The organism is Streptomyces violaceus (genome assembly GCF_036014075.1).
Taxonomy (GTDB): domain Bacteria; phylum Actinomycetota; class Actinomycetes; order Streptomycetales; family Streptomycetaceae; genus Streptomyces; species Streptomyces violaceus.
Genome location: NZ_CP107911.1, coordinates 4,234,223 through 4,252,975, shown reverse-complemented (window position 1 = coordinate 4,252,975; position 18,753 = coordinate 4,234,223). Strand labels below are relative to the sequence as shown.

The following is an 18,753-nucleotide window of genomic DNA, read 5'->3' as shown; positions in this document are numbered from 1 at the left end:
GATCAGGATCGTGTTGCCGGTCATCTTCATGGGGTCTCGCTCCTTGGTTACGTCGGACCGGTGAGCGCCCGCGGCTTCGACCGTAGGGGCGCCCGCACAGGGGCGGGAGAGGCCTGTCCCGTGGGGGGTGCGGGGGACGCGACGCGGCTCGCGCGCCCCCGATCTCGTGTGTGGCGCCCGTATCCGGCGGCGCCGGCCGACAGGACGCCGGCCTCTGTCCGGTCGCGGAGCCTGCGCCAGGCGGCGCCCGCCCGGTGGCGGGCGCGTCCGCGGTGGGGTGGCGGTCAGCTGTGCAGGGCGCGCAGCACCTTGTGGAAGGCGGCCTGGCTCTCGAAGCCGATGCCGGGGGTGTCGGTCAGGCCGACGCGGCTCTTCTCGACGACGGCGTCGTCGGCGAAGCCGCCGGTGGGCTGGAACTCGCCCGGGTAGGACTCGTTGCCGCCGAGCTTGAGGGCGGCCGCGATGTGCAGGGAGAACTGGTGCCCGCCGTGCGGGATGCAGCGCCTCGATGACCAGCCGTGCTGACGGAGCATGTCCTGGATGCGCAGGTACTCCACCAGACCGTAGGAGAGCGCGGGGTCGACCTGGATGGTGTCGCGGTCGGGGCGCAGGCCGCCGTAGCGGATCAGGTTGCGGGCGTCCTGGAGGGAGAAGAGGTTCTCGCCGGTGGCGATGGGGCCGGTGTAGTGCTCGGCGACGGTGGCGTTGAGGTGGTAGTCGAGCGGGTCGCCGATCTCCTCGTACCAGAACAGCCCGTAGGGCTCGATGGCCCTCCCGTACTCCAGGGCCGTGTGGAGGTCGAAGCGGCCGTTGACGTCGACGGCCAGCCGGGAGCCGTCGCCGTCCAGGACGTCGATGACGGCCTCGATGCGGCGCAGGTCCTCCGCCAGGCCGGCGCCGCCGATCTTCATCTTGACGACGTCGTAGCCCAGGTCGAGGAAGCCGCGCATCTCGTCCTGAAGGTCGGCGAGGGTCTTGCCCGGGGCGTAGTAGCCGCCGGCGGCGTAGACGAAGACGGAGTCGTCGGGCTGCCCGTCGCCGTAGCGCTCGGACAGGTACCGGTACAGCGGCTTGCCCTCGATCTTGGAGGCCAGGTCGAACAGGGCCATGTCCACCACGCCGACCGCGACCGAGCGCTCGCCGTGCCCGCCGGGCTTCTCGTTGTTCATCATCACGTCCCACGCCTTGGCGTGGTCCAGGCCGCCCCGCTCGTCGAGCAGGCCGCCGGGCTCGGCCTCGAGGAGGCGGGGCAGGACCCGGCGGCGCAGGATCTCTCCGGCGCTGTAGCGGCCGTTGGAGTTGAAGCCGTAGCCCACCACGGGCTTGCCGTCCCGGATGACGTCGCTCTCGATCGCCACGATCGAACAGTCCATGGAGCTGAAGTCGATCCAGGCGTTGCGGATCGAGGAGCTGATCGGAACGACGCCCTCGTAGACGTTGGTGATCTTCACTGCGGGCCTTTCTCATATCTTATAAGATGTGACGGCTGTTAGGCTGAGCCGGTCCGCTGCGGGATGTCAAGGGGGGCAACCTCCGGGAAGGAACGGTCAGGGGGCCATGGCAGGGCAGAACCTGTTCTTCAGCAAGAGCGACCTCGCCTACGCGGAACTCCGCGATCGGATCCTCTTCGGCACGCTTCCTGCCGGGTCACGGCTCGCCCAGTACGACCTCGCCGAGTCCCTCAACATGAGCATCACGCCCCTGCGCGAGGCCATCCGCCGCCTCAGCAGCGAGGGACTCGTCACCGTCGACACCCACCGCGACGTCCGGGTCTCCGTCATGAACTCGAACGAGGCCCGCCAGCTCTTCGAAGTCCGCCTGTCCCTGGACCCGACCGCCGCCGAACTCGCCGCCCAGCGACGGACCGACGACGACATCGCCACGATGCGGGCCGCCGTCGACAAGCTCCTCCCCGTCACCCGCCAATGGGGGGAAGAAGCACTCACGGCCCACCGCGCCTTCCACCAGGCGCTGTACCGGGCCTCGCACAACGACGTCCTCATCCGTCTCCTGGACGACCTGTGGGACAAGTCCGACCGCTACCGGCGCCTCGGCCTCGAACTCCCGCCCGGTGACGAACCCCGCACCCGGGACCTACAGGAACACCACCAACTCGTCTCCCTCATCGTGGACGGCCGCGCCGCCGAAGCCGCCCAGCTGATGCGAGGCCACATCACCCACAGCCTCACCGCCACCGCCATCAGCGCCCTCGAAGACCGCGAGGGCAATCGCGTGACGTGACCCGGGCCGATCCGGAGTGCCCGTTCCGCTCGCGCATGGACCCTCGACGGGGCGGGGCGGGGTGCCACGGCTCCGGTCCGGACGCCCTTGTCCGCCCGCCGGGCAGGCGCCCACGATCAGGAACCACAGGTGCCGTGTCGGTTCTGCCCGGCGTGTCCGGGCGGTAGCTTGGAGGAAGAAGGCCCCTGAAGGAGGGCGATTCGATGCCGTGGTTCGTATGGCTGCTCGCCGCCGCGGCACTGGGTGCCGCGGAGTTCTTCACTCTGACACTGGTCTTCGGGTTGCTGGCCGGTGCCGCGTTGGTTGCCGCCGTGGTCGCCGGTGTGGGCATCGGCCTTCTCGGTCAGCTGCTGGCCCTGGGCGCGGCGGCGGCAGCGGGCCTCTTCATCGTCCGTCCCATCGCGCTGCGGCACATGGAGCAGCAACCCCTCACACACGAGGGCAGCGACGCGCTGATCGGCAAACGCGCCGAGGTCATGCAGGAGGTCACCGCGACCCGTGGCCTGGTCAAACTGTCCGGCGAGGAATGGTCCGCCCGCGCCTTCGACGAAAGCCTTGTGATCCCGGTGGGAGCGCTGGTGGACGTCATGGAGATCGAAGGCGCCACGGCCGTCGTCTACCCCCGCGAGCTCCTTCCGTGAACGGCTGAACACTTAGCAACGGAGGCACTGTGGAACCAGTTGTCGTCCTAGCCCTTGTCGCGGCCATCGTCGTCGTCTTCCTCGTGGCCTCCAGCGTGCGGATCGTCCCGCAGGCGCGCCGCTACAACATCGAGCGGTTCGGCCGCTACCGCCGGACGCTGCAGCCCGGTCTGAACCTGGTCGTGCCGGTGGCGGACCGCATCAACACCAAACTCGACGTCCGCGAGCAGGTCTACTCGTCCGACCCCAGGCCGGTGATCACCGAGGACAACCTCGTGGTGAACATCGACACCGTGCTCTACTACCAGATCACCGACCCACGGTCGGCGGCCTACGAGGTCGCCGACTACCTGCACGCGATCGATCAGCTCACCGTGACCACGCTCCGGAACGTCATCGGCAGCATGGACCTGGAAGAGACCCTCACCTCGCGCGAGGAGATCAACTCCCGGCTGCGCGCCGTCCTCGACGACGCGACCGGCAAGTGGGGCATCCGGGTCAACCGCGTCGAGATCAAGGCCATCGATCCACCGCACACCATCAAGGAGGCGATGGAGAAGCAGATGCGGGCCGAGCGTGACAAGCGCGCGGCCATCCTGCACGCCGAAGGGGAGCGGCAAGCCAAGATCCTCACAGCGGAGGGTACGAAGCAGAAGGACATCCTGGAGGCGCAGGGAACGCAACAAGCCATGATCCTGCGGGCGGACGGTGAGGCGAAGGCGGTGGAGCTCGTCTTCCAGGCCGTCCATCGCAACAACGCCGACCCGAAGATCCTGGCCTACAAGTACCTGGAGACGCTGCCCCACTTGGCAAGCAGCGACAACAACACGTTCTGGGTGATCCCTGGGGAACTGACCGAGGCAGTTCGGACCGTCACCCGTGCGTTCGGTGATCAGCCGGCGGCGCGACCCGAGGAAGCAGCCGGCGCCGGCGCTGACCACACTCCGGACGAGGGCCGGACTCCGGAGCTCGACGCGGGCTGGACGGCTTCGTCCGACGCTGCCGCGGCGGCCGACGAGGCCGAGAAGCAGGCCGCCGCCGCGGTGAGCGACGCCAAGGCGGAGGCGGAGGCCGCGAAGTCGCCCCAGACGCCACGCCGCGGGCAGACGCCCCGCGGTTGAGCCCACCTTCGGTTGTCGCCGAGGAACGCCGTGGGGCTTCCCGGCCCCTCGGGAGGACCGGGCACGTTTGTCGCGCCCGAAGGCCGCTGCGAAGCCGGCGTCGGCACGTCCTGCCGCGGCGCGGCGATCTACACGGCGGCCATGGTGGCCGGAATGCAGAACAGCAGTGCCGCCGCCGCGGTGAGCAGGCGACGGCGCGGTGGTGGCCAGGTCATGCGCCGCGCGATTCGGTGCGCTGGTAGATGTCAGGGATGCCGTCGGCGTCCTCGTCGAGGTTCTCTTCCTCGTACAGGCGCCGGTAGACAGCGTTCCTGCGGCGCAAGAGCAGGGCGGCCAGCAGGGCGGCGGTGAGCGAGGCGATCAGGACGGCGGCCTTGACGTGCTCGCCGACGGCCGTGCCGGGGAAGGCCAGCTCGCCGATGAGCAGGGCGACCGTGAAGCCGATTCCGGCCAGGGTCGCGAGAGCGAAGACGTCGGCCCAGGCCAGGTCCGGATTGAGCCGAGCACGGGTGAAGCGGGCGGCGAGATAGGTTCCGGCGAAGATCCCGAGAATCTTGCCCGCGACCAGCCCGGCGATCACGCCGAGGGGTTCGGGGGTCGTGAACACCTTGCCCAGCGCGTCGCCGGACACGCTGACCCCGGCGGCGAACAGCGCGAACAGCGGCACGCACACGCCGGCGGAGAGGGGGTGCAGCAGATGCCCGGTGCGTTCCGCGGGTGCTTCCTCTTCGTCCCGGTCGCGGACCGTGCGCAGGATCAGGCCCATGGCGACCCCGGCGACGGTGGCGTGGATGCCGCCGTTGTACAGCAGCGCCCAGATCGCAACCCCGAGCGGCACATACCACCACCAGCCCTTCACGCGCTGCCTCTGCAACACGTAGAAGACGACCAGCCCGGCAAACGCGCCCGCCAGCGCCCAGTAGTTGAGGTCCGCGGTGAAGAAGAGGGCGATGATCAGAATCGCGCCGAGGTCGTCGACCACCGCGAGGGTCAGCAGGAAGGCCCTAAGGGCGGTCGGCAGGTGGGTGGAGATGACCGCGAGGACCGCCAAGGCGAAGGCGATGTCGGTGGCCATCGGCACCGCCCAGCCGTCCATGCTGCCGCCGCCGGCCGCGACCGTGACGGCGTAGAAGGCGGCGGGTACGGCCATGCCGCACACGGCGGCGATGACGGGCAGCGCCGCCGTCGCCGGGGTGCGCAGCGAGCCGACGACCAGTTCCCGCTTCAGCTCGATCCCGGCGACCAGGAAGAAGACGGTCAACAGCCCGTCGGACGTCCAGTGGCCGACCGAGAGGTCCAGTCCCAGCGCGGGTATCCCGAAGTGGAAGTCGCGGATGGTGGTGTACGCGCTGCTCAGCGGAGTGTTCGCCCACACCAGCGCGACCACCGCGGCGGCCAGCAGGACGAGGCCGCCCACCGTCTCGGTGCGCAGGGCGCGGGCCACTGCCTGTCGTTCGGGCCAGGAGAGGAGACCGAGGAACGGAGTGCGGGGCGGGGTGGCGGCCAAGGCGGCGAACCTCCGGAATATCGGCGAAATGGGCACACGGCCCTACGGACGCCGACCAGACTTCCCGGCACACCCCGCGCCCTTCTTGACGCGTTCTGCACACCCTAACCGCAGCGGGCCCGGCGGCCCACCCCCGTCTCGTCCGCCGCAAACGGGCAGGCAGCGAGCATCTGCGGACCTACTCGGGCGAGGCGCCGGTGCGGACGGGGTACACACGTGGCCTGGGAGTGATCGCGTCGGGCAGGAGGTCGCAGTGACGCTTTCGGACGTGGTCTACGTCTGTCTGGGGCTGGGGGCGCTAGGGGCGGCCGTGCTGCCCCGGGTGGTGTCCAAGCGGCCGTTGTCCCTGCCCATGGTCTTCCTCGCCGCGGGGGTTCTGATCCAGTTGCTGCCGGTGGGCGTGCCGGCCGTGGACCCCGTGCGTGATCGCCTGTGGGTCGAGCACACCACCGAGGTGTGTGTGATCGTGTCGCTGATGGGCGCGGGGCTCGCCATCGACCGGCCCTTCGGATGGCGCCGGTGGTCCACTACGTGGCGGTTGCTGGGCATCACGATGCCGCTGACCGTGGCGGTCGTCGCCCTGCTGGCCTGGGGGCTGCTCGACTGGCCGCCCGCTGCCGCTCTGCTGCTGGGGGCCGTGCTCGCGCCCACGGATCCCGTGCTGGCCGGTGAGGTGCGCGTGGGCGAGCCGCTCGGTACCGAGCGCGACGAGGACGAGGTGCGGTTCTCCCTGACCAGTGAGGCCGGGCTGAACGACGGACTCGCCTTTCCGTTCGTCTACGCGGCCATCGCCCTCGCCGCGGCGGCCGGGACGGGGTGGTCGGCGGACTGGATCGGTTCGTGGGCGCTGACCGACCTGCTGGGCAAGTGCGCTGTGGGGCTGGCCGTCGGGGGTGGGGTCGGCTGGTTGCTGGGGTGGATGTTCTTCCGGGTTCGCGCCTCCGCGCTGCGGCTGTCCGAGCACATGGAGGGCTTCGTGGCGCTGGGCGCCACCTTCGTGTCGTACGGCATCGCCGAGGTGCTGCACGGCTACGGCTTCCTGTCCGTGTTCGTGACCGCCTGCGTCATCCGGGCCGCCGAGCGCAGCCACGGCTATCACAAGGTGCTGCACGAGTTCACCGAGCAGATCGAGCGGTTGCTCACGGCCGTCCTGCTGTTCCTGCTCGGCGGCTACCTGGTGGCCGGCGCCCTGTCCGCCCTGACGCTGACGGGCGCGGTGGTCGCGATCCTTGTGCTCATGGTCGTACGGCCGCTGACCGGGTGGCTGGCACAGGTACGGACCGCCATGGGGAAGAAGGAGCGTGCCGTGGTCGCCCTGTTCGGGATCCGGGGCATCGGTTCGCTCTTCTACCTGTCCTACGCCCTGGGGCAGGACTCCTTCGGCGGGCTGGGACGGGAACTGTGGGCGACCGTGGCCCTCACCGTGGTGATCTCGGTGGTGCTGCACGGAGTCATGGCGACCCCGGCCATCGGATACCTGGACCGGCGGCGCGACGGGGCGCAGCTCGGCGGCCGGTCGTAGGCGGCAGACGTACGGGCCCGTACCCACCAAGGCGCGAGGTGAGTACGGGCCCGTACAGGAGCCGGGCCGCCGGGGGCGGTCAGACGGTGGTCTTCGCCGACTCCTCGTCTTCGTCGTCGTCGCCGATCTCACCGGCCTTGCGGGCGCGGACGAACTCCAGGAAGGAGTTGAGCTCGCGCTTGACGACAGGGGCGAGCAGGTACAGGCCGATGATGTTGAAGACCGACAGCAGGAAGAGCGCGGAGTCGGCGAGGCTGATCAGCGAGTCGAGGGACATCAGGGCGCCCAGGACCACGAACAGGCTCCAGACGACCTTGAAGACGGTCTCGCTGGCCTTGCTCTTGCCGAACAGGTACGACCAGGCCTTGAGGCCGTAGTAGCCCCAGGTCAGGATCGTGGAGAAGGCGAACAGCAGCACCGCGACGGTGAGCACGGCCGGGAACCAGGGCAGTACGGTCTCGAAGGCGTCGGAGGTGATGGTGACGCCGCCGATGTCCTTGCCCTCGCGGGCCTCGCCCCAGCTGGCCGGGTCGGCGATGACGATGGTCAGCGCGGTCATGGTGCAGATGACGACCGTGTCGATGAACGGCTCCAGCAGGGCGACCAGACCCTCGCTGGCGGGGTGCTTGGTCTTGACCGCGGAGTGGGCGATCGGGGCGGAGCCGAGACCGGCCTCGTTGGAGAACGCGGCGCGCTGGAAACCGATGATCAGGGCACCGAGCACACCGCCGACGACGCCGTCGGCCTCGAAGGCGCCCTGCAGGATGGTCTGGAAGGCGTCCGGCACGTGGGTGACGTTGCTCAGGATGACGACCAGGCAGGCCACGATGTAGATACCGGCCATCGCGGGCACCAGCCGGCTGGTGACCGAGGCGATGGAGCGGATGCCGCCGAGCAGCACCAAGCCGACCAGCGCGGAGACGACCAGGCCGAAGAGGACGGCACCGGCGGAGGAGGCCAGGAAGCCGTCCTCGCCGCCGAAGGTCGAGGCGACCTGCGCGTAGCTCTGGTTGGTCTGGAACAGGTTGCCGCCAAACAGGCCGAAGAAGAGGACCATGATCGAGGCGAGGACGGCGAGCACCTTGCCGAGCTTGGCGCCGCCGCTGCCGAAGCGCTCCTTGAGGCCCTTGGGCAGGTAGTGCATCGGGCCGCCGGAGACCGTGCCGTCGGCGTGCACCTCGCGGTACTTCACGCCGAGGGTGACCTCGACGAACTTGGTGGCCATGCCGAGCAGGCCGCACAGGATCATCCAGAACGTGGCGCCCGGGCCGCCCCAGGAGACGGCGACGGCCACACCCGCGATGTTTCCGAGGCCGACCGTGCCGGAGACGGCGGCGGTCAGCGCCTGGAAGTGGTTGACCTCGCCGGCCGACCCCTTCTCGTCGTACTTCCCGCGCACCACGTCGAGCGCGAGTCTGAACTTGCGGACCTGCACGAACCCGAACCAGCCGGTGAAGACCAGACCGGCGACGACGAGCCAGGCGACGATGAGGGGAAGTTCCGTTCCGCCGACGGGAACCGCGTAGAAGACGACTTCTCCGAGCCACTTGGCTATCGGTTCGAAGAAATCGCTGACGGCTTCGTCGACGTTCTGGGTGACAGAGTCGAGTGACACAGTGGCTACCTCGATGGTGCGAGCCCGGGGCACGGGGAAGTGCCGCCGGTTGATGTGCGGTCTCTGAACGAACGCCGTTGTCCGATCGGCGACGCTGGGTGGGCTGTCCTTGGATGCGGATCGTGATCACCCGGGCCTTGCTGCCGGAGCATGCCGACCGCTCCGCGCTGTGGTGTCGAGCGGTTCCACCTGCGGAGTTGCGCAGTTGTACCACGACCTTTGCCATGTCTTTAGTGGCTCAAGTCACATGACTCGCAGTTACGGTCGAAAACGCCAGCGAGCGATATCGGACCGTTATGCGGGGCCGGAGATCCGTTCACCGGACAGCTAATGAGCGTGCACACACCTAGGCCATGGCCGCGGCGGCGTAAGCGTTCCGTCATCTTTCGCGGGGGTCATGACGCCTTCCTGACCCGTTGAATGGGGAGCTACGAAAGCTCTCAGGAAATGAGGCAGGGCATGGCACGTATGCGGAGGGCGCTGGGCAGGCCGCTGATCATCGGCGCGCTGACGGTAGCGGTCGCAGGCGTCGGTCTCGGGCTGTACTGGTTCCAGCCGTGGAAGCTGTGGCAGGACGAAACCGTGCAGGAGGCCCTGCCCAGCGCCGTGGCCCCGACGGCGCCTGAGGCCGGAGCGCCCTCCGCGTCGCCTTCCCCGGCTCCCCAGCCCCGGACACTGGCGGGCGGCGCATTGATCAGCCACGAGCACGCCACCTCGGGCAGCGTGAAGCTCGTACGCCTTCCCGACGGCTCCCATGTCGTACGGCTGGAGGACCTCGACACCAGCAACGGCCCGGATCTGCGCGTGTGGCTGACCGACGCGCCGGTGAAGGAGGGGCGGGCCGGCTGGCACGTCTTCGACGACGGCGCGTACGTCAGCCTCGGCAAGCTCAAGGGCAACAAGGGGAGTCAGAACTACGCCGTGCCCGCCGACGTCGACCCGTCCCGGTACACCAGCGTGAGCATCTGGTGCGACCGCTTCGACGTGTCCTTCGGCGCCGCCGAACTGGCGCGCACCTGAGCTCGTCCACGGGGGCGCGTCAGAGGTCCTGTGCAGGCCAGTCGAGCAGCCGTGCTCCGATCACCGCGGTCTGCAGCATGTAGCGGTGGGACGGATCGGCGGGGTTGGCGCCGGTGAGCTTGTGGATGCGTTCCAGCCGGTAGGTCAGGGCCCGCACGCTGAGAGTGAGACGGCGAGCGGCCTCGGCGGCCACGCAGCCGGAGTCGAAGTAGGCGGTGAGGGTGTCCAGGAGGGGCTCGGCACCACCGCGGGCCGTGGTGAGCGGGCCGAGGGTGGCGAGGACGAGCTCGGCCATGGCCAGCCGGTCGCGGGTGAGGACGGGGTAGACGAGCAGATCGGCGGCGCGCAGGACCGGATCCTCCAGTTCCAGGCGCTCGGCGAGTTCCAGGGCGTTGAGCGCCTCCTCGTAGGAGTGGACGACCCCGCCGGGGCCGGGCTGGGGACGGCCGATGGCGACCCGGCCGCCGTCGGTGGCGGCGTGGGCATGCTTCGCGAAGTGGGCGAGGACCTCTTCCTGGGGGCCGGGGGCGATGCACAGCAGCCGGCCGTCCTTGGTGGTGAGCAGGATGCTGCGGTCGCCGAAGCGGGAGATGAGGGCGCGTTCCACCTGGCGGGGGACGGGATCGCCCTCCTCGTAGGCGGTCGGGCCCTCGGCGACGGCGACAGCATGGGCGTGCGAGAGACGCAGACCGAAGCGTTCAGCACGTTCGGCGAGGCGCCCGAGGTCGCTGCGGCCGTAGAGGAGGTCGTCGATGAACTCGCGGCGTGCGGCCTCCTCCTGGCGTACGGCCTGGCGCTGAGCCCGCTCGAAGCCCTCGGCGAAGGCATCCGTCACCTGCTGCACGGCGGCCAGGGCACTGTCGGCCGACGCGGGGCCGGCCGGCCAGGCCGCGCGCGCTGCGGTCAGATGGGCGCTGACCAGGGCCCGCAATCCGTGCCCGGCGTCAGCCGCCTGCTCCCCGAGCGCCCGACGGGAGGTGAGTTCCTCCCGGGTGAGACGCCGGCCGGTGGCCGCGACCTCGGCCAGTATCTGGGCATAGCCCGCCAGATACTCCTCCGGAATCTCCAACTCCGCCATGGTGCCCCCGAGTTCTTGACGCGCCGCTGACGGCTTCTTGGCGGCCGACCGGCATGCAGACCCTAGACAACACTGCCGGGAACCGGCAATGCGTGGGTGTGCGCCTGCGATGCAGGATGGGTCGCGGGGAGCACTACGGGGGATTCGGTGCCGGACACCGGCAGAGGTGTCCGGCACCGGAACCCTGAGCGAGCGGTGCGCCGCCGAGCACGGTTGACGGGCAGTGCGGAAGGGACGGGGGTTAGGCATGCGGACGTTGCTTTCGGCAGCCACCGGCCCGCCCACGATCCTCCTGACCACCGCCCTCGTCGTGGTGCTGTGCTTCTGGCTCCTCGTCGCCGCGGGCTTCACCTCGGTCGGCAGTTTCGACGCGGACGCGAACCTCCGTGCCTGGGGCATGGACGGCGTACCTGTCGCGGTAGCCGTCTCCACGCTGACGGCCGTGGCCTGGCTCCTGAGTGTCGGAGGCGTCCTCCTGCTGGCCGCGTGCGCGCCGCCGTGTCCCGCCACCGGGCTGCTGCGCATGGTCTGGCCCGTCGCGGCCCTGCCCGTCGCATGGCGACTGACCTGCCTGTTCGTACGTCCCCTGCACCGGCTCTTCCCCGACGAACCCGGCCCGCCCGAACGTGGCGAGGCACGGGAGCACGTGGACCACGCCACCTGAGCGGTGCCCCGCCTGAGCAGTGCTCCGCCTGAGCGGTTCTCCGCCTGAGCAGTACCCCGCCGGACTCGCCGCCGGCCCCCTCACGCTTCGATTCCTTCACGCCCCAAGGACGTATGCCATGAATGTCATCCTCCTGGGCGTCGGCGTGCTCATCGCCGTCACCCTGCTCGCCGTACTGGTCGTCTCCCGGCTGTTCCGCAAGGTGGAGCAGGGCAAGGCGCTGATCGTCTCCAAGCTGCGGAAGGTCGACGTGACCTTCACCGGGCAGGTCGTGCTGCCCGTGCTGCACAAGGCCGAGGTGATGGACATCTCGGTGAAGGCCATCGAGATCACACGGACAGGGAAGGACGGTCTGATCTGCCAGGACAACATCCGCGCCGACATCCGGATCACGTTCTTCGTGAAGGTCAGCAAGACCGTCGAGGATGTCATCAAGGTCGCGCAGGCCGTCGGCACCGCGAGGGCGAGCGACCGGGACACACTGCAGGAGCTGTTCCACGCGAAGTTCTCCGAGGCGCTGAAGACCGTCGGCAAGCAACTGGACTTCACCGACCTGTACACGAAGCGCGAGGAGCTGCGGTACCGGATCATTGAGGTCATCGGCGTCGACCTCAACGGCTACCACCTGGAGGACGCGGCGATCGACTACCTGGAGCAGACACCGGTCGCCCAGCTCGACCCGGCCAACGTCCTCGACGCCCAGGGCATCCGCAAGATCACCGAGTTGACGGCCGTGGAGCACGTGCGTACCAACGAGGCGCGGCGCACCGAGGAGAAGGAGATCACCCGGCAGAACGTCGACGCCCGCGAGGCCATCCTCGAGCTGGAGCGCCGGCAGGCGGACGCGGAGACCAAGCAGAAGCGCGAGATCGCGACCGTACGGGCCCGGGAAGAGGCCGAGACGGCGCGGGTGGTGGAGGAGGAGCGGCTGCGGGCCCAGGGTGCCTTCCTGGCCACCGAGGAGAAGCTCGGCGTGCAGCGCGAGAACCAGGCCCGCGAGGTCGCCGTCGCCGCGAAGAACCGCGAGCGGGTCATCGCCGTCGAGAGCGAGCGCATCGAGAAGGACCGGCTCCTCGAAGTCATCGGCAGGGAACGGGAGACGCAGCTGACCCGGATCGCCGCCGAGAAGGAGGTCGAGGCGGAGAGGCGGGACATCGCCGAGGTCATCCGCGAGCGCGTCGCCGTGGACCGTACGGTCGCCGAGCAGGAGGAGTCCATCAAGAAGCTGCGGGCCGTGGAGGAGGCGGAGCGGCAGCGGCAGGCCGTGATCATCGCGGCCGAGGCCGAGGCGCAGGAGAAGCTGGTCAAGGACATCAAGGCCGCAGAGGCCGCCGAGCAGGCCGCCACGCACCGCGCTGCCGAGGAACTGACGCTGGCCGAGGCCCGGTTGAAGACGGCCGACCTCGACGCGCAGGCCAAGCTCCGCCTCGCCGAGGGCATCCAGGCCGAGGCGGCCGCCGAAGGGCTCGCGGCCGTCCAGGTCCGGGACAAGGAAGCCGACGTCACCGAGAAGGCCGGCCGCGCGGAGGCCGCCGCCACCGAGGCCCGGCTGCGGGCCGAGGCGGAAGGCGCGCAGGCCCAGGCCCTGGCGGACGCCGCGGCCATCGGCGAGAAGCTCAAGGCCGAGGCGGAGGGCCTGACCCAGAAGGCCGCCGCCATGGCCGCCCTCGACGACGCCTCACGGGGGCACGAGGAGTACCGGCTGCGCGTACAGGCGGACAAGGAGATCCGCCTCGCCGGGCTCGAGGTGCAGCGGCAGGTCGCCGAGGCGCAGGCCACGGTGCTCGCCACCGGTCTGGAGAGCGCCGACATCAGCATCGTCGGCGGCGAGTCGGTCTTCTTCGACCGGCTGATGTCCTCCATCGCGCTCGGCAAGGGCGTCGACGGGTTCGTCCAGCACTCCGAGACCGCACAGGCCCTGGCCCGGCCCTGGCTGGACGGCACCTCCAGCTTCACCGACGACCTGGGCCGCATCCTCGGCTCGGTCTCCACAGCCGACGTGCAGAACCTGACCGTCTCGGCGCTGCTGATGAAGCTGATGAAGACCGGCGGGGCCGACTCGGGGCAGCTCCAGCAGCTGCTCGACAGGGCCGGCGAGCTGGGCCTGGCGGACAAGCCGCTCACCGCCCTGAACGGCAGCGCCGTCCACGCCTGACCCGCCACCTCGGTCCGGAGCCGCCGCACAGGGGACGGCGGCTCCGGACCGCGCTCATCGACTTCCCGAGAGGCACGCCATGACGACCGTCCCGGACACCGGCACGTACGACCCCGTGGACACGGGCACGTACGAGGTGCTGCGCGACCGCCTCACCGCGCAGGCCGCCGAACTCGCCCGCCGCGCCGAGGCGCTCAACGCCCGCCGGGGTGAGGAGTTCGGCTCGACGCGGCTCGAACTCGCCGGCACCGAGCGACTGCGCACGGAGCACGCCGCGGTGCCCCGGGACGTCGTGGCGGTGGGCGCCGCACTGCTCGTCGGTTCCAACGCCGTCCCGAGCCGGGAGGCCGGCACGCGCGTCGGTGACGTCCTGGCCCTGTACGACCGCGACCTCGAACGGCTGCCCGACCACTCCGTCCCCGGCCTGCTCGACGACCCCGCCTTCGTCCGCGAGTTCGGCGCCCTGCACCGCTACTACCGCCAGGCTCGCCTCCTCCGGCTCCGGCGCACCGAGGGCAGGCTGCTCGCCGTGTTCCAGACCGGCGAGAAGGCGGACGACACACGGGTGCTGCGCTGGGCCCTGTCCGACGACGGAGCGGTCACGTTCCTGGACGCGCGGGGCGAGCGCGACCACGTGCTGCCGCAGTCCCACGACGTCGAATGGACCGACAGCACTCGCGAGGACCACGTCCTCGGACGGCACCCGCATGTCTCCATCACCGGCGAGGTCTTCGTCTCCACGGTCGGCGGTGTCCTCACCGTCAAGACCGACGACGACACCGAGACGGCAGAAGGCATCTACACCGAGCCCGTCGACGAGCCGCTGCAGTCCCTGGCGGACGCGCACATCGCCCACGCGCGCGTGGGCGCCCTGATCCTCCTGCGCATCCGCCCCTACAAGGAGGACACCGACCGCCACCTGGTGTTCAACACCCTCACCAGGGCCGTCGTCCGACTCGACGGCATCGGCCGGGCGTGCCGCCCTCTGCCCGAGGACCAGGGGATCGTCTTCCCCGGCGGCTACTGCCTGGCCACCGGCACCCACAAGACGTACGAACTCGACACGGCGGAACTGGAGTTCGAGCGAGAGATCCGCTCCCCGAACGGCGAGGACGTGCTCTACGCCTTCCACGCACGCGCGGAGGGTCGCAGCCTCCTCCTGCCGTACAACACGATCCGCAAGGAGATGGCCAACCCCCTGCCCTGCCACGGCTGGGCGCTCTTCGACGACGGCGCACTCGCCGTCCTCCGGGCCGACACCGACGAACCGCAGCGCGTCCACCCCGTGCAGCTGTGGAACTCCCCGTACGTCTCGGACACCTACGCCGCCGCCCAGCCGGTCGGCACCGGCCCCCTGGCACGCGTCGGCAACGCCGACCTCGTGCGCGGCATCTCCGACTGCCTCTCCATCACGGGCGCCGTCGCCGATACGACCCCCACGAGCGAGGTGTACGAGGCGCTGCTCACCGCCTGCGTCCGGGCGGCGGACACCCACCACTGGCTGGGCCACCCCGAACTCGGCGACCTCCACACCCCGCTGGCGCAACTACGCGACACGGCACAACAGGTTCTGGTCGAGTTCGAGACCGTCCAGGCCCTCACCCGGCAGGCCGAAGACGCGCTCACCGAAGCCGCCACGCGGGTCGCCGAGGTCGTCCGGCGGCTGCGTGGCGAGTCCGCGCGCAGCGCGGCCGAGTGGGTGACCGGCCTGACGGAACTGAGGCACGCTCAAGGTCATCTGCTCACCCTCAAGGACATGCGGTACGCGGACACCGCCCGCATCGACGAGCTCGCCGCCGACACCGAGTCCGACCTCGCCGCCTTCGGCCGGCGCGCGGTGGCTCACCTCGCCCGCGAGGACGCCTTCGCCGACCACCACGCGGACGTCGAGCGGCTCGTGGCCGATGCCGAGGCGATCGCCACCGTGGCCGAGGCGGCGCCCGTCGCCGCCCGCATGGACGAACTCGCCGACGGGCTGGGCACGGTGACCGAGGTCGTCGCCGGCCTCGACATCGCCGACGCCACCGTCCGCACCGCGATCCTGGAGCGCATCGCCGCCGTCCTCGGCGGCGTCAACCGCGCCCGCGCCGCCCTCGACGGCCGGCGCCGTGAACTCCTCGACCGAGAGGGACGGGCCGAGTTCGCCGCCGAGTTCGCCCTGCTCGGCCAGTCCGTCACCGGCGCACTCGCCGCCGCCGACAGCCCGGAGGCATGCGACGAGCAGCTTGCCCGCCTGCTCGTACAGGTGGAGAACCTGGAGTCGCGGTTCGCCGAGTTCGACGACTTCCTCGCCACCCTCGCCGACAAGCGCGACGAGGTCCACGAGGCGTTCTCCGCCCGCAAGCAGACCCTCGCCGACGCCCGCGCCCATCGCGCCGAACGCCTGGCCGACTCGGCGACCCGCGTCCTGCGGACCGTCACCCGCCGTGCCGCCGCCCAGCCGGACGCGGACGCCGTCGCCACGTTCTTCACGTCCGACCCGCTGCCCGCCAAGGTCCGCCGCACCGCCGACGAACTGCGCGACCTCGGTGACCAAGTGAGGGCCGAGGAACTGGACGGCCGCCTCAAAGCCGCCCGCCAGGAAGCGCTCCGCGCCCTGCGCGACCGCACCGACCTGTACGCCGACGACGGCCGCACGATCCGGTTCGGCACCCACCGCTTCGCCGTCAACACCCAGCCCCTCGACCTCACCCTCGTCCCGCACGGCGACACCCTCGCCTTCGCTCTGACCGGCACCGACTACCGCTCTCCGGTCACGGACCCGGACTTCAGCGCCACCCGCCCGTACTGGGACCGTCCCCTGCCCTGCGAGTCGCCCGAGGTCTACCGCGCCGAATACCTCGCCGCCCGGTTGCTGGACGAACACGGCCCCGAGGCCCTGGCGGAGGCCGTCCTGCCCGCCCTCGTGCGGCAGGCCGCCGAGACGGCGTACGACGAGGGCTACGAGCGCGGGGTCCACGACCACGACGCGACAGCGATCCTCACCGCGCTCCTGCGCCTGCACGAGGGCGCCGGTCCGCTGCGTCACGAACCGGCCGCACGGGCGGCCGCCCAACTGTTCTGGGCGCACGGTACGACGGCCGACGAGCGGCAGAGCTGGACCCGGCGCGCGATGTCCCTCGAACGGGCCCGGCACACTTTCGGCCTGGCACCCGCCATCGCCGGCCTGCAGCGGGAGCTGGCGGACGTCGCGGGCGGAGAAGCGGCGGCCGCGTACCTCTTCGAGGAACTGACCAGCGGCCCGCCCGGCTTCGTCATCAGCGCCGGCACCCGCACCCTGCTGGACAAGTTCCGCCGCACCGTGGGCACCCCGGCCTACGACGACGACATCACCGCCCTCACCGACCCGGCTGCCCGGAAGCAACTGGTCGAGGCATGGCTGACGGCGTACACCACCGCCACCGGAACCGACCTCACCCCCGGCGACCTGGCCGAGGCGGTGGCCGCCGAACTCTGCCCCGGCCTGACCCGCTACGAGTCCGACGCGCCGCTCACCGAAACCGTCACGGGCCTGCTCGGCACCCACCCCCGCATCACCGGCCGTGCCCTCACGGTCCGCATCGACGAACTCCTCGCCCGCGCACAGCGGTTCCGAACCCACGACGCACCCGGCCACCGCGCCTACCAGCACCGCCGCACCGCCCTGGTGGACCTCGAACGCACCCGTCTCCGCCTGGACGAGTACCGGCCCCGTGTGATGCCGGCGTTCGTACGCAGCAGGCTCATCGACGAGGTGTACCTCCCGCTCATCGGCGACAGCCTCGCCAAGCAGCTCGGCACCACGGGCGAGTCCAAGCGCACCGACACCGGCGGCCTGCTCCTGCTCGTCTCCCCGCCGGGCTACGGCAAGACGACCCTCATGGAGTACGTCGCGGACCGGCTCGGAATGATCCTGGTGCGGGTCGACGGCCCGGCACTCGGCCACACCGTCACCTCGCTCGACCCGGCCGAGGCGCCGAACGCCACCGCCCGCCAGGAGGTCGAGAAGATCAACTTCGCGCTGGCGGCGGGCAACAACACCCTCCTCTACCTCGACGACATCCAGCACACCTCGCCCGAACTGCTCCAGAAGTTCATCCCCCTCTGCGACGCCACCCGCCGCATCGAGGGCGTACGCGACGGCGAACCGCGCACCTACGACCTGCGCGGCAAACGCTTCGCCGTCTGCATGGCCGGCAATCCCTACACCGAGTCCGGCAGCCGCTTCCAGGTGCCCGACATGCTCGCCAACCGTGCCGACGTGTGGAACCTCGGCGACGTCCTGACCGGCAAGGACGACGTCTTCGCCCTCAGCTTCATCGAGAACGCCCTCACCGCCAACCAGGTCCTCGCCCCGCTCGCCGGCCGCGACCGCACCGACCTCGACCTGCTGATCCGCCTGGCCCAGGACGACCCGACGGCTCGTGAGGACCGCCTGACGCATCCCTACGCCCCCGCGGAGCTGGAGCGGATCCTGGCCGTACTGCGTCACCTGCTCACCGCGCGGGAGACGGTCCTGGCCGTGAACGCGGCGTACATCGCCTCGGCGGCCCAGTCGGACACGACCCGCACGGAACCGCCCTTCCGGCTCCAGGGCTCCTACCGCACCATGAACAAGATCACCCAGCGCGTCCAGCCCGTCATGAACGACGCCGAACTGGCCGCGCTGATCGAGGACCAGTACCGGGCCGAGGCCCAGACCCTCACCACCGGAGCCGAGGCCAACCTGCTGAAGCTGGCCGAACTGCGCGGCACCCTCACCGCCGAGCAGTCGGCCCGCTGGACCGAGTTGAAGGCGGCCCACGTCCGAGCCCAGTCCCTCGGCGGCCCCGAGGACACCCAACTCGCCCGAGCCGTGTCCGCCCTCGGTCTCCTGGCCGACCGGATCGCAGCCGTCGAGTCGGCGATCAACCGGGCGAGCGACCCGCGGCGTCTGATCGTCAACCCTGCGGCTCGGCACGCCGCACGGCCGATACCGGACGGTGGAGGGGACTGAGGTGCCATCGCCCGTCCTGCGCCCCCCGGCCGGGCGCGCGCCGGACGCGGCGGCCAGCCTCGTCCTCGTCCGGCCGGGACCCGGGCCCCGCTGCCGTATCCAGGATCCCTGGCGAGCGGTCGGATGGCGGTGGGGGGGAAAGCAGCGTCCGCAGGTGGGTCGCAGCGGGACATCGCGCGCGTTCCACGAGACGCTGCCGCCGGGGCCGCTCGGA

Annotated in this window: 12 protein-coding genes; 8 read left to right on the top strand and 4 right to left on the bottom strand. The window is 70.6% G+C overall.

Annotated features, from left to right (window positions below):
* Positions 1 to 284: 284 nt before the first annotated feature.
* A complete protein-coding gene (locus tag OG542_RS19040) occupies positions 285 to 1,451 on the bottom strand; it encodes a mandelate racemase/muconate lactonizing enzyme family protein (RefSeq protein WP_328412416.1) in 1,167 nt (388 codons plus the stop codon).
* 106 nt (positions 1,452 to 1,557) lie between these two features.
* On the opposite strand from OG542_RS19040, the gene OG542_RS19035 reads away from it, so the two are divergent.
* From OG542_RS19035 to OG542_RS19025, 3 genes are all read left to right on the top strand, one after another.
* On the top strand, positions 1,558 to 2,241 hold the full coding sequence (locus tag OG542_RS19035) for a GntR family transcriptional regulator (protein WP_328412414.1): 684 nt from the start codon (positions 1,558 to 1,560) through the stop codon (positions 2,239 to 2,241).
* 203 nt (positions 2,242 to 2,444) lie between these two features.
* Complete coding sequence (locus OG542_RS19030; RefSeq protein WP_311126864.1) at positions 2,445 to 2,882, top strand: NfeD family protein; 438 nt, start codon at positions 2,445 to 2,447, stop codon at positions 2,880 to 2,882.
* 29 nt (positions 2,883 to 2,911) lie between these two features.
* Positions 2,912 to 4,003, top strand: coding sequence for an SPFH domain-containing protein (locus tag OG542_RS19025; protein WP_328412412.1), 1,092 nt, complete (start codon positions 2,912 to 2,914; stop codon positions 4,001 to 4,003).
* Between the two features lie 211 nt (positions 4,004 to 4,214).
* Here OG542_RS19025 and nhaA read toward each other — a convergent pair whose 3' ends face one another.
* Positions 4,215 to 5,510, bottom strand: a complete 1,296-nt coding sequence (gene nhaA, locus OG542_RS19020) for a Na+/H+ antiporter NhaA (RefSeq protein WP_328412410.1) — start codon at positions 5,508 to 5,510, stop codon at positions 4,215 to 4,217.
* 253 nt (positions 5,511 to 5,763) lie between these two features.
* Between nhaA and OG542_RS19015 the strand changes: the two genes are divergently transcribed.
* The gene (locus tag OG542_RS19015; RefSeq protein ID WP_328412408.1) at positions 5,764 to 7,032 is read left to right on the top strand and encodes a cation:proton antiporter; all 1,269 of its coding nucleotides are present in this window, start codon (positions 5,764 to 5,766) and stop codon (positions 7,030 to 7,032) included.
* Positions 7,033 to 7,111: 79 nt separating this feature from the next.
* Here the strand turns inward: OG542_RS19015 and OG542_RS19010 are convergent, their stop codons facing one another.
* Positions 7,112 to 8,647: an alanine/glycine:cation symporter family protein gene (locus OG542_RS19010; RefSeq protein ID WP_328412407.1), complete on the bottom strand. Its 1,536-nt coding sequence runs from the start codon at positions 8,645 to 8,647 to the stop codon at positions 7,112 to 7,114.
* 459 nt (positions 8,648 to 9,106) lie between these two features.
* Between OG542_RS19010 and OG542_RS19005 the strand changes: the two genes are divergently transcribed.
* On the top strand, positions 9,107 to 9,667 hold the full coding sequence (locus OG542_RS19005; RefSeq protein ID WP_311126866.1) for a DM13 domain-containing protein: 561 nt from the start codon (positions 9,107 to 9,109) through the stop codon (positions 9,665 to 9,667).
* Between the two features lie 19 nt (positions 9,668 to 9,686).
* On the opposite strand, the gene OG542_RS19000 is transcribed toward OG542_RS19005, so the two are convergent.
* Positions 9,687 to 10,745, bottom strand: coding sequence for a PucR family transcriptional regulator (locus tag OG542_RS19000; RefSeq protein ID WP_328412405.1), 1,059 nt, complete (start codon positions 10,743 to 10,745; stop codon positions 9,687 to 9,689).
* A 247-nt stretch (positions 10,746 to 10,992) separates the two neighbouring features.
* Between OG542_RS19000 and OG542_RS18995 the strand changes: the two genes are divergently transcribed.
* The 3 genes from OG542_RS18995 to OG542_RS18985 all read left to right on the top strand — a co-directional run bounded on the left by OG542_RS18995 (position 10,993) and on the right by OG542_RS18985 (position 18,539).
* Positions 10,993 to 11,409: a hypothetical protein gene (locus OG542_RS18995; protein ID WP_328412403.1), complete on the top strand. Its 417-nt coding sequence runs from the start codon at positions 10,993 to 10,995 to the stop codon at positions 11,407 to 11,409.
* Between the two features lie 118 nt (positions 11,410 to 11,527).
* Positions 11,528 to 13,564 carry a flotillin family protein gene (locus OG542_RS18990; RefSeq protein ID WP_328412401.1) on the top strand — a complete coding sequence of 679 codons (2,037 nt, stop codon included), beginning with the start codon at positions 11,528 to 11,530 and terminating at the stop codon, positions 13,562 to 13,564.
* Positions 13,565 to 13,643: 79 nt separating this feature from the next.
* Positions 13,644 to 18,539, top strand: coding sequence for a DNA repair ATPase (locus OG542_RS18985; protein ID WP_328412399.1), 4,896 nt, complete (start codon positions 13,644 to 13,646; stop codon positions 18,537 to 18,539).
* Positions 18,540 to 18,753 lie beyond the last annotated feature (214 nt).

What these genes read in the sequence shown, in the direction of transcription:
- OG542_RS19035 (WP_328412414.1), top strand. Translation starts at nt 1,558, where the DNA reads ATGGCAGGGCAGAACCTGTTCTTCAGCAAGAGCGACCTCGCCTACGCG.
- OG542_RS19030 (WP_311126864.1), top strand. Translation starts at nt 2,445, where the DNA reads ATGCCGTGGTTCGTATGGCTGCTCGCCGCCGCGGCACTGGGTGCCGCG.
- OG542_RS19005 (WP_311126866.1), top strand. Translation starts at nt 9,107, where the DNA reads ATGGCACGTATGCGGAGGGCGCTGGGCAGGCCGCTGATCATCGGCGCG.
- OG542_RS19000 (WP_328412405.1), bottom strand. Translation starts at nt 10,745, where the DNA reads ATGGCGGAGTTGGAGATTCCGGAGGAGTATCTGGCGGGCTATGCCCAG.
- OG542_RS18995 (WP_328412403.1), top strand. Translation starts at nt 10,993, where the DNA reads ATGCGGACGTTGCTTTCGGCAGCCACCGGCCCGCCCACGATCCTCCTG.
- OG542_RS18990 (WP_328412401.1), top strand. Translation starts at nt 11,528, where the DNA reads ATGAATGTCATCCTCCTGGGCGTCGGCGTGCTCATCGCCGTCACCCTG.
- OG542_RS18985 (WP_328412399.1), top strand. Translation starts at nt 13,644, where the DNA reads ATGACGACCGTCCCGGACACCGGCACGTACGACCCCGTGGACACGGGC.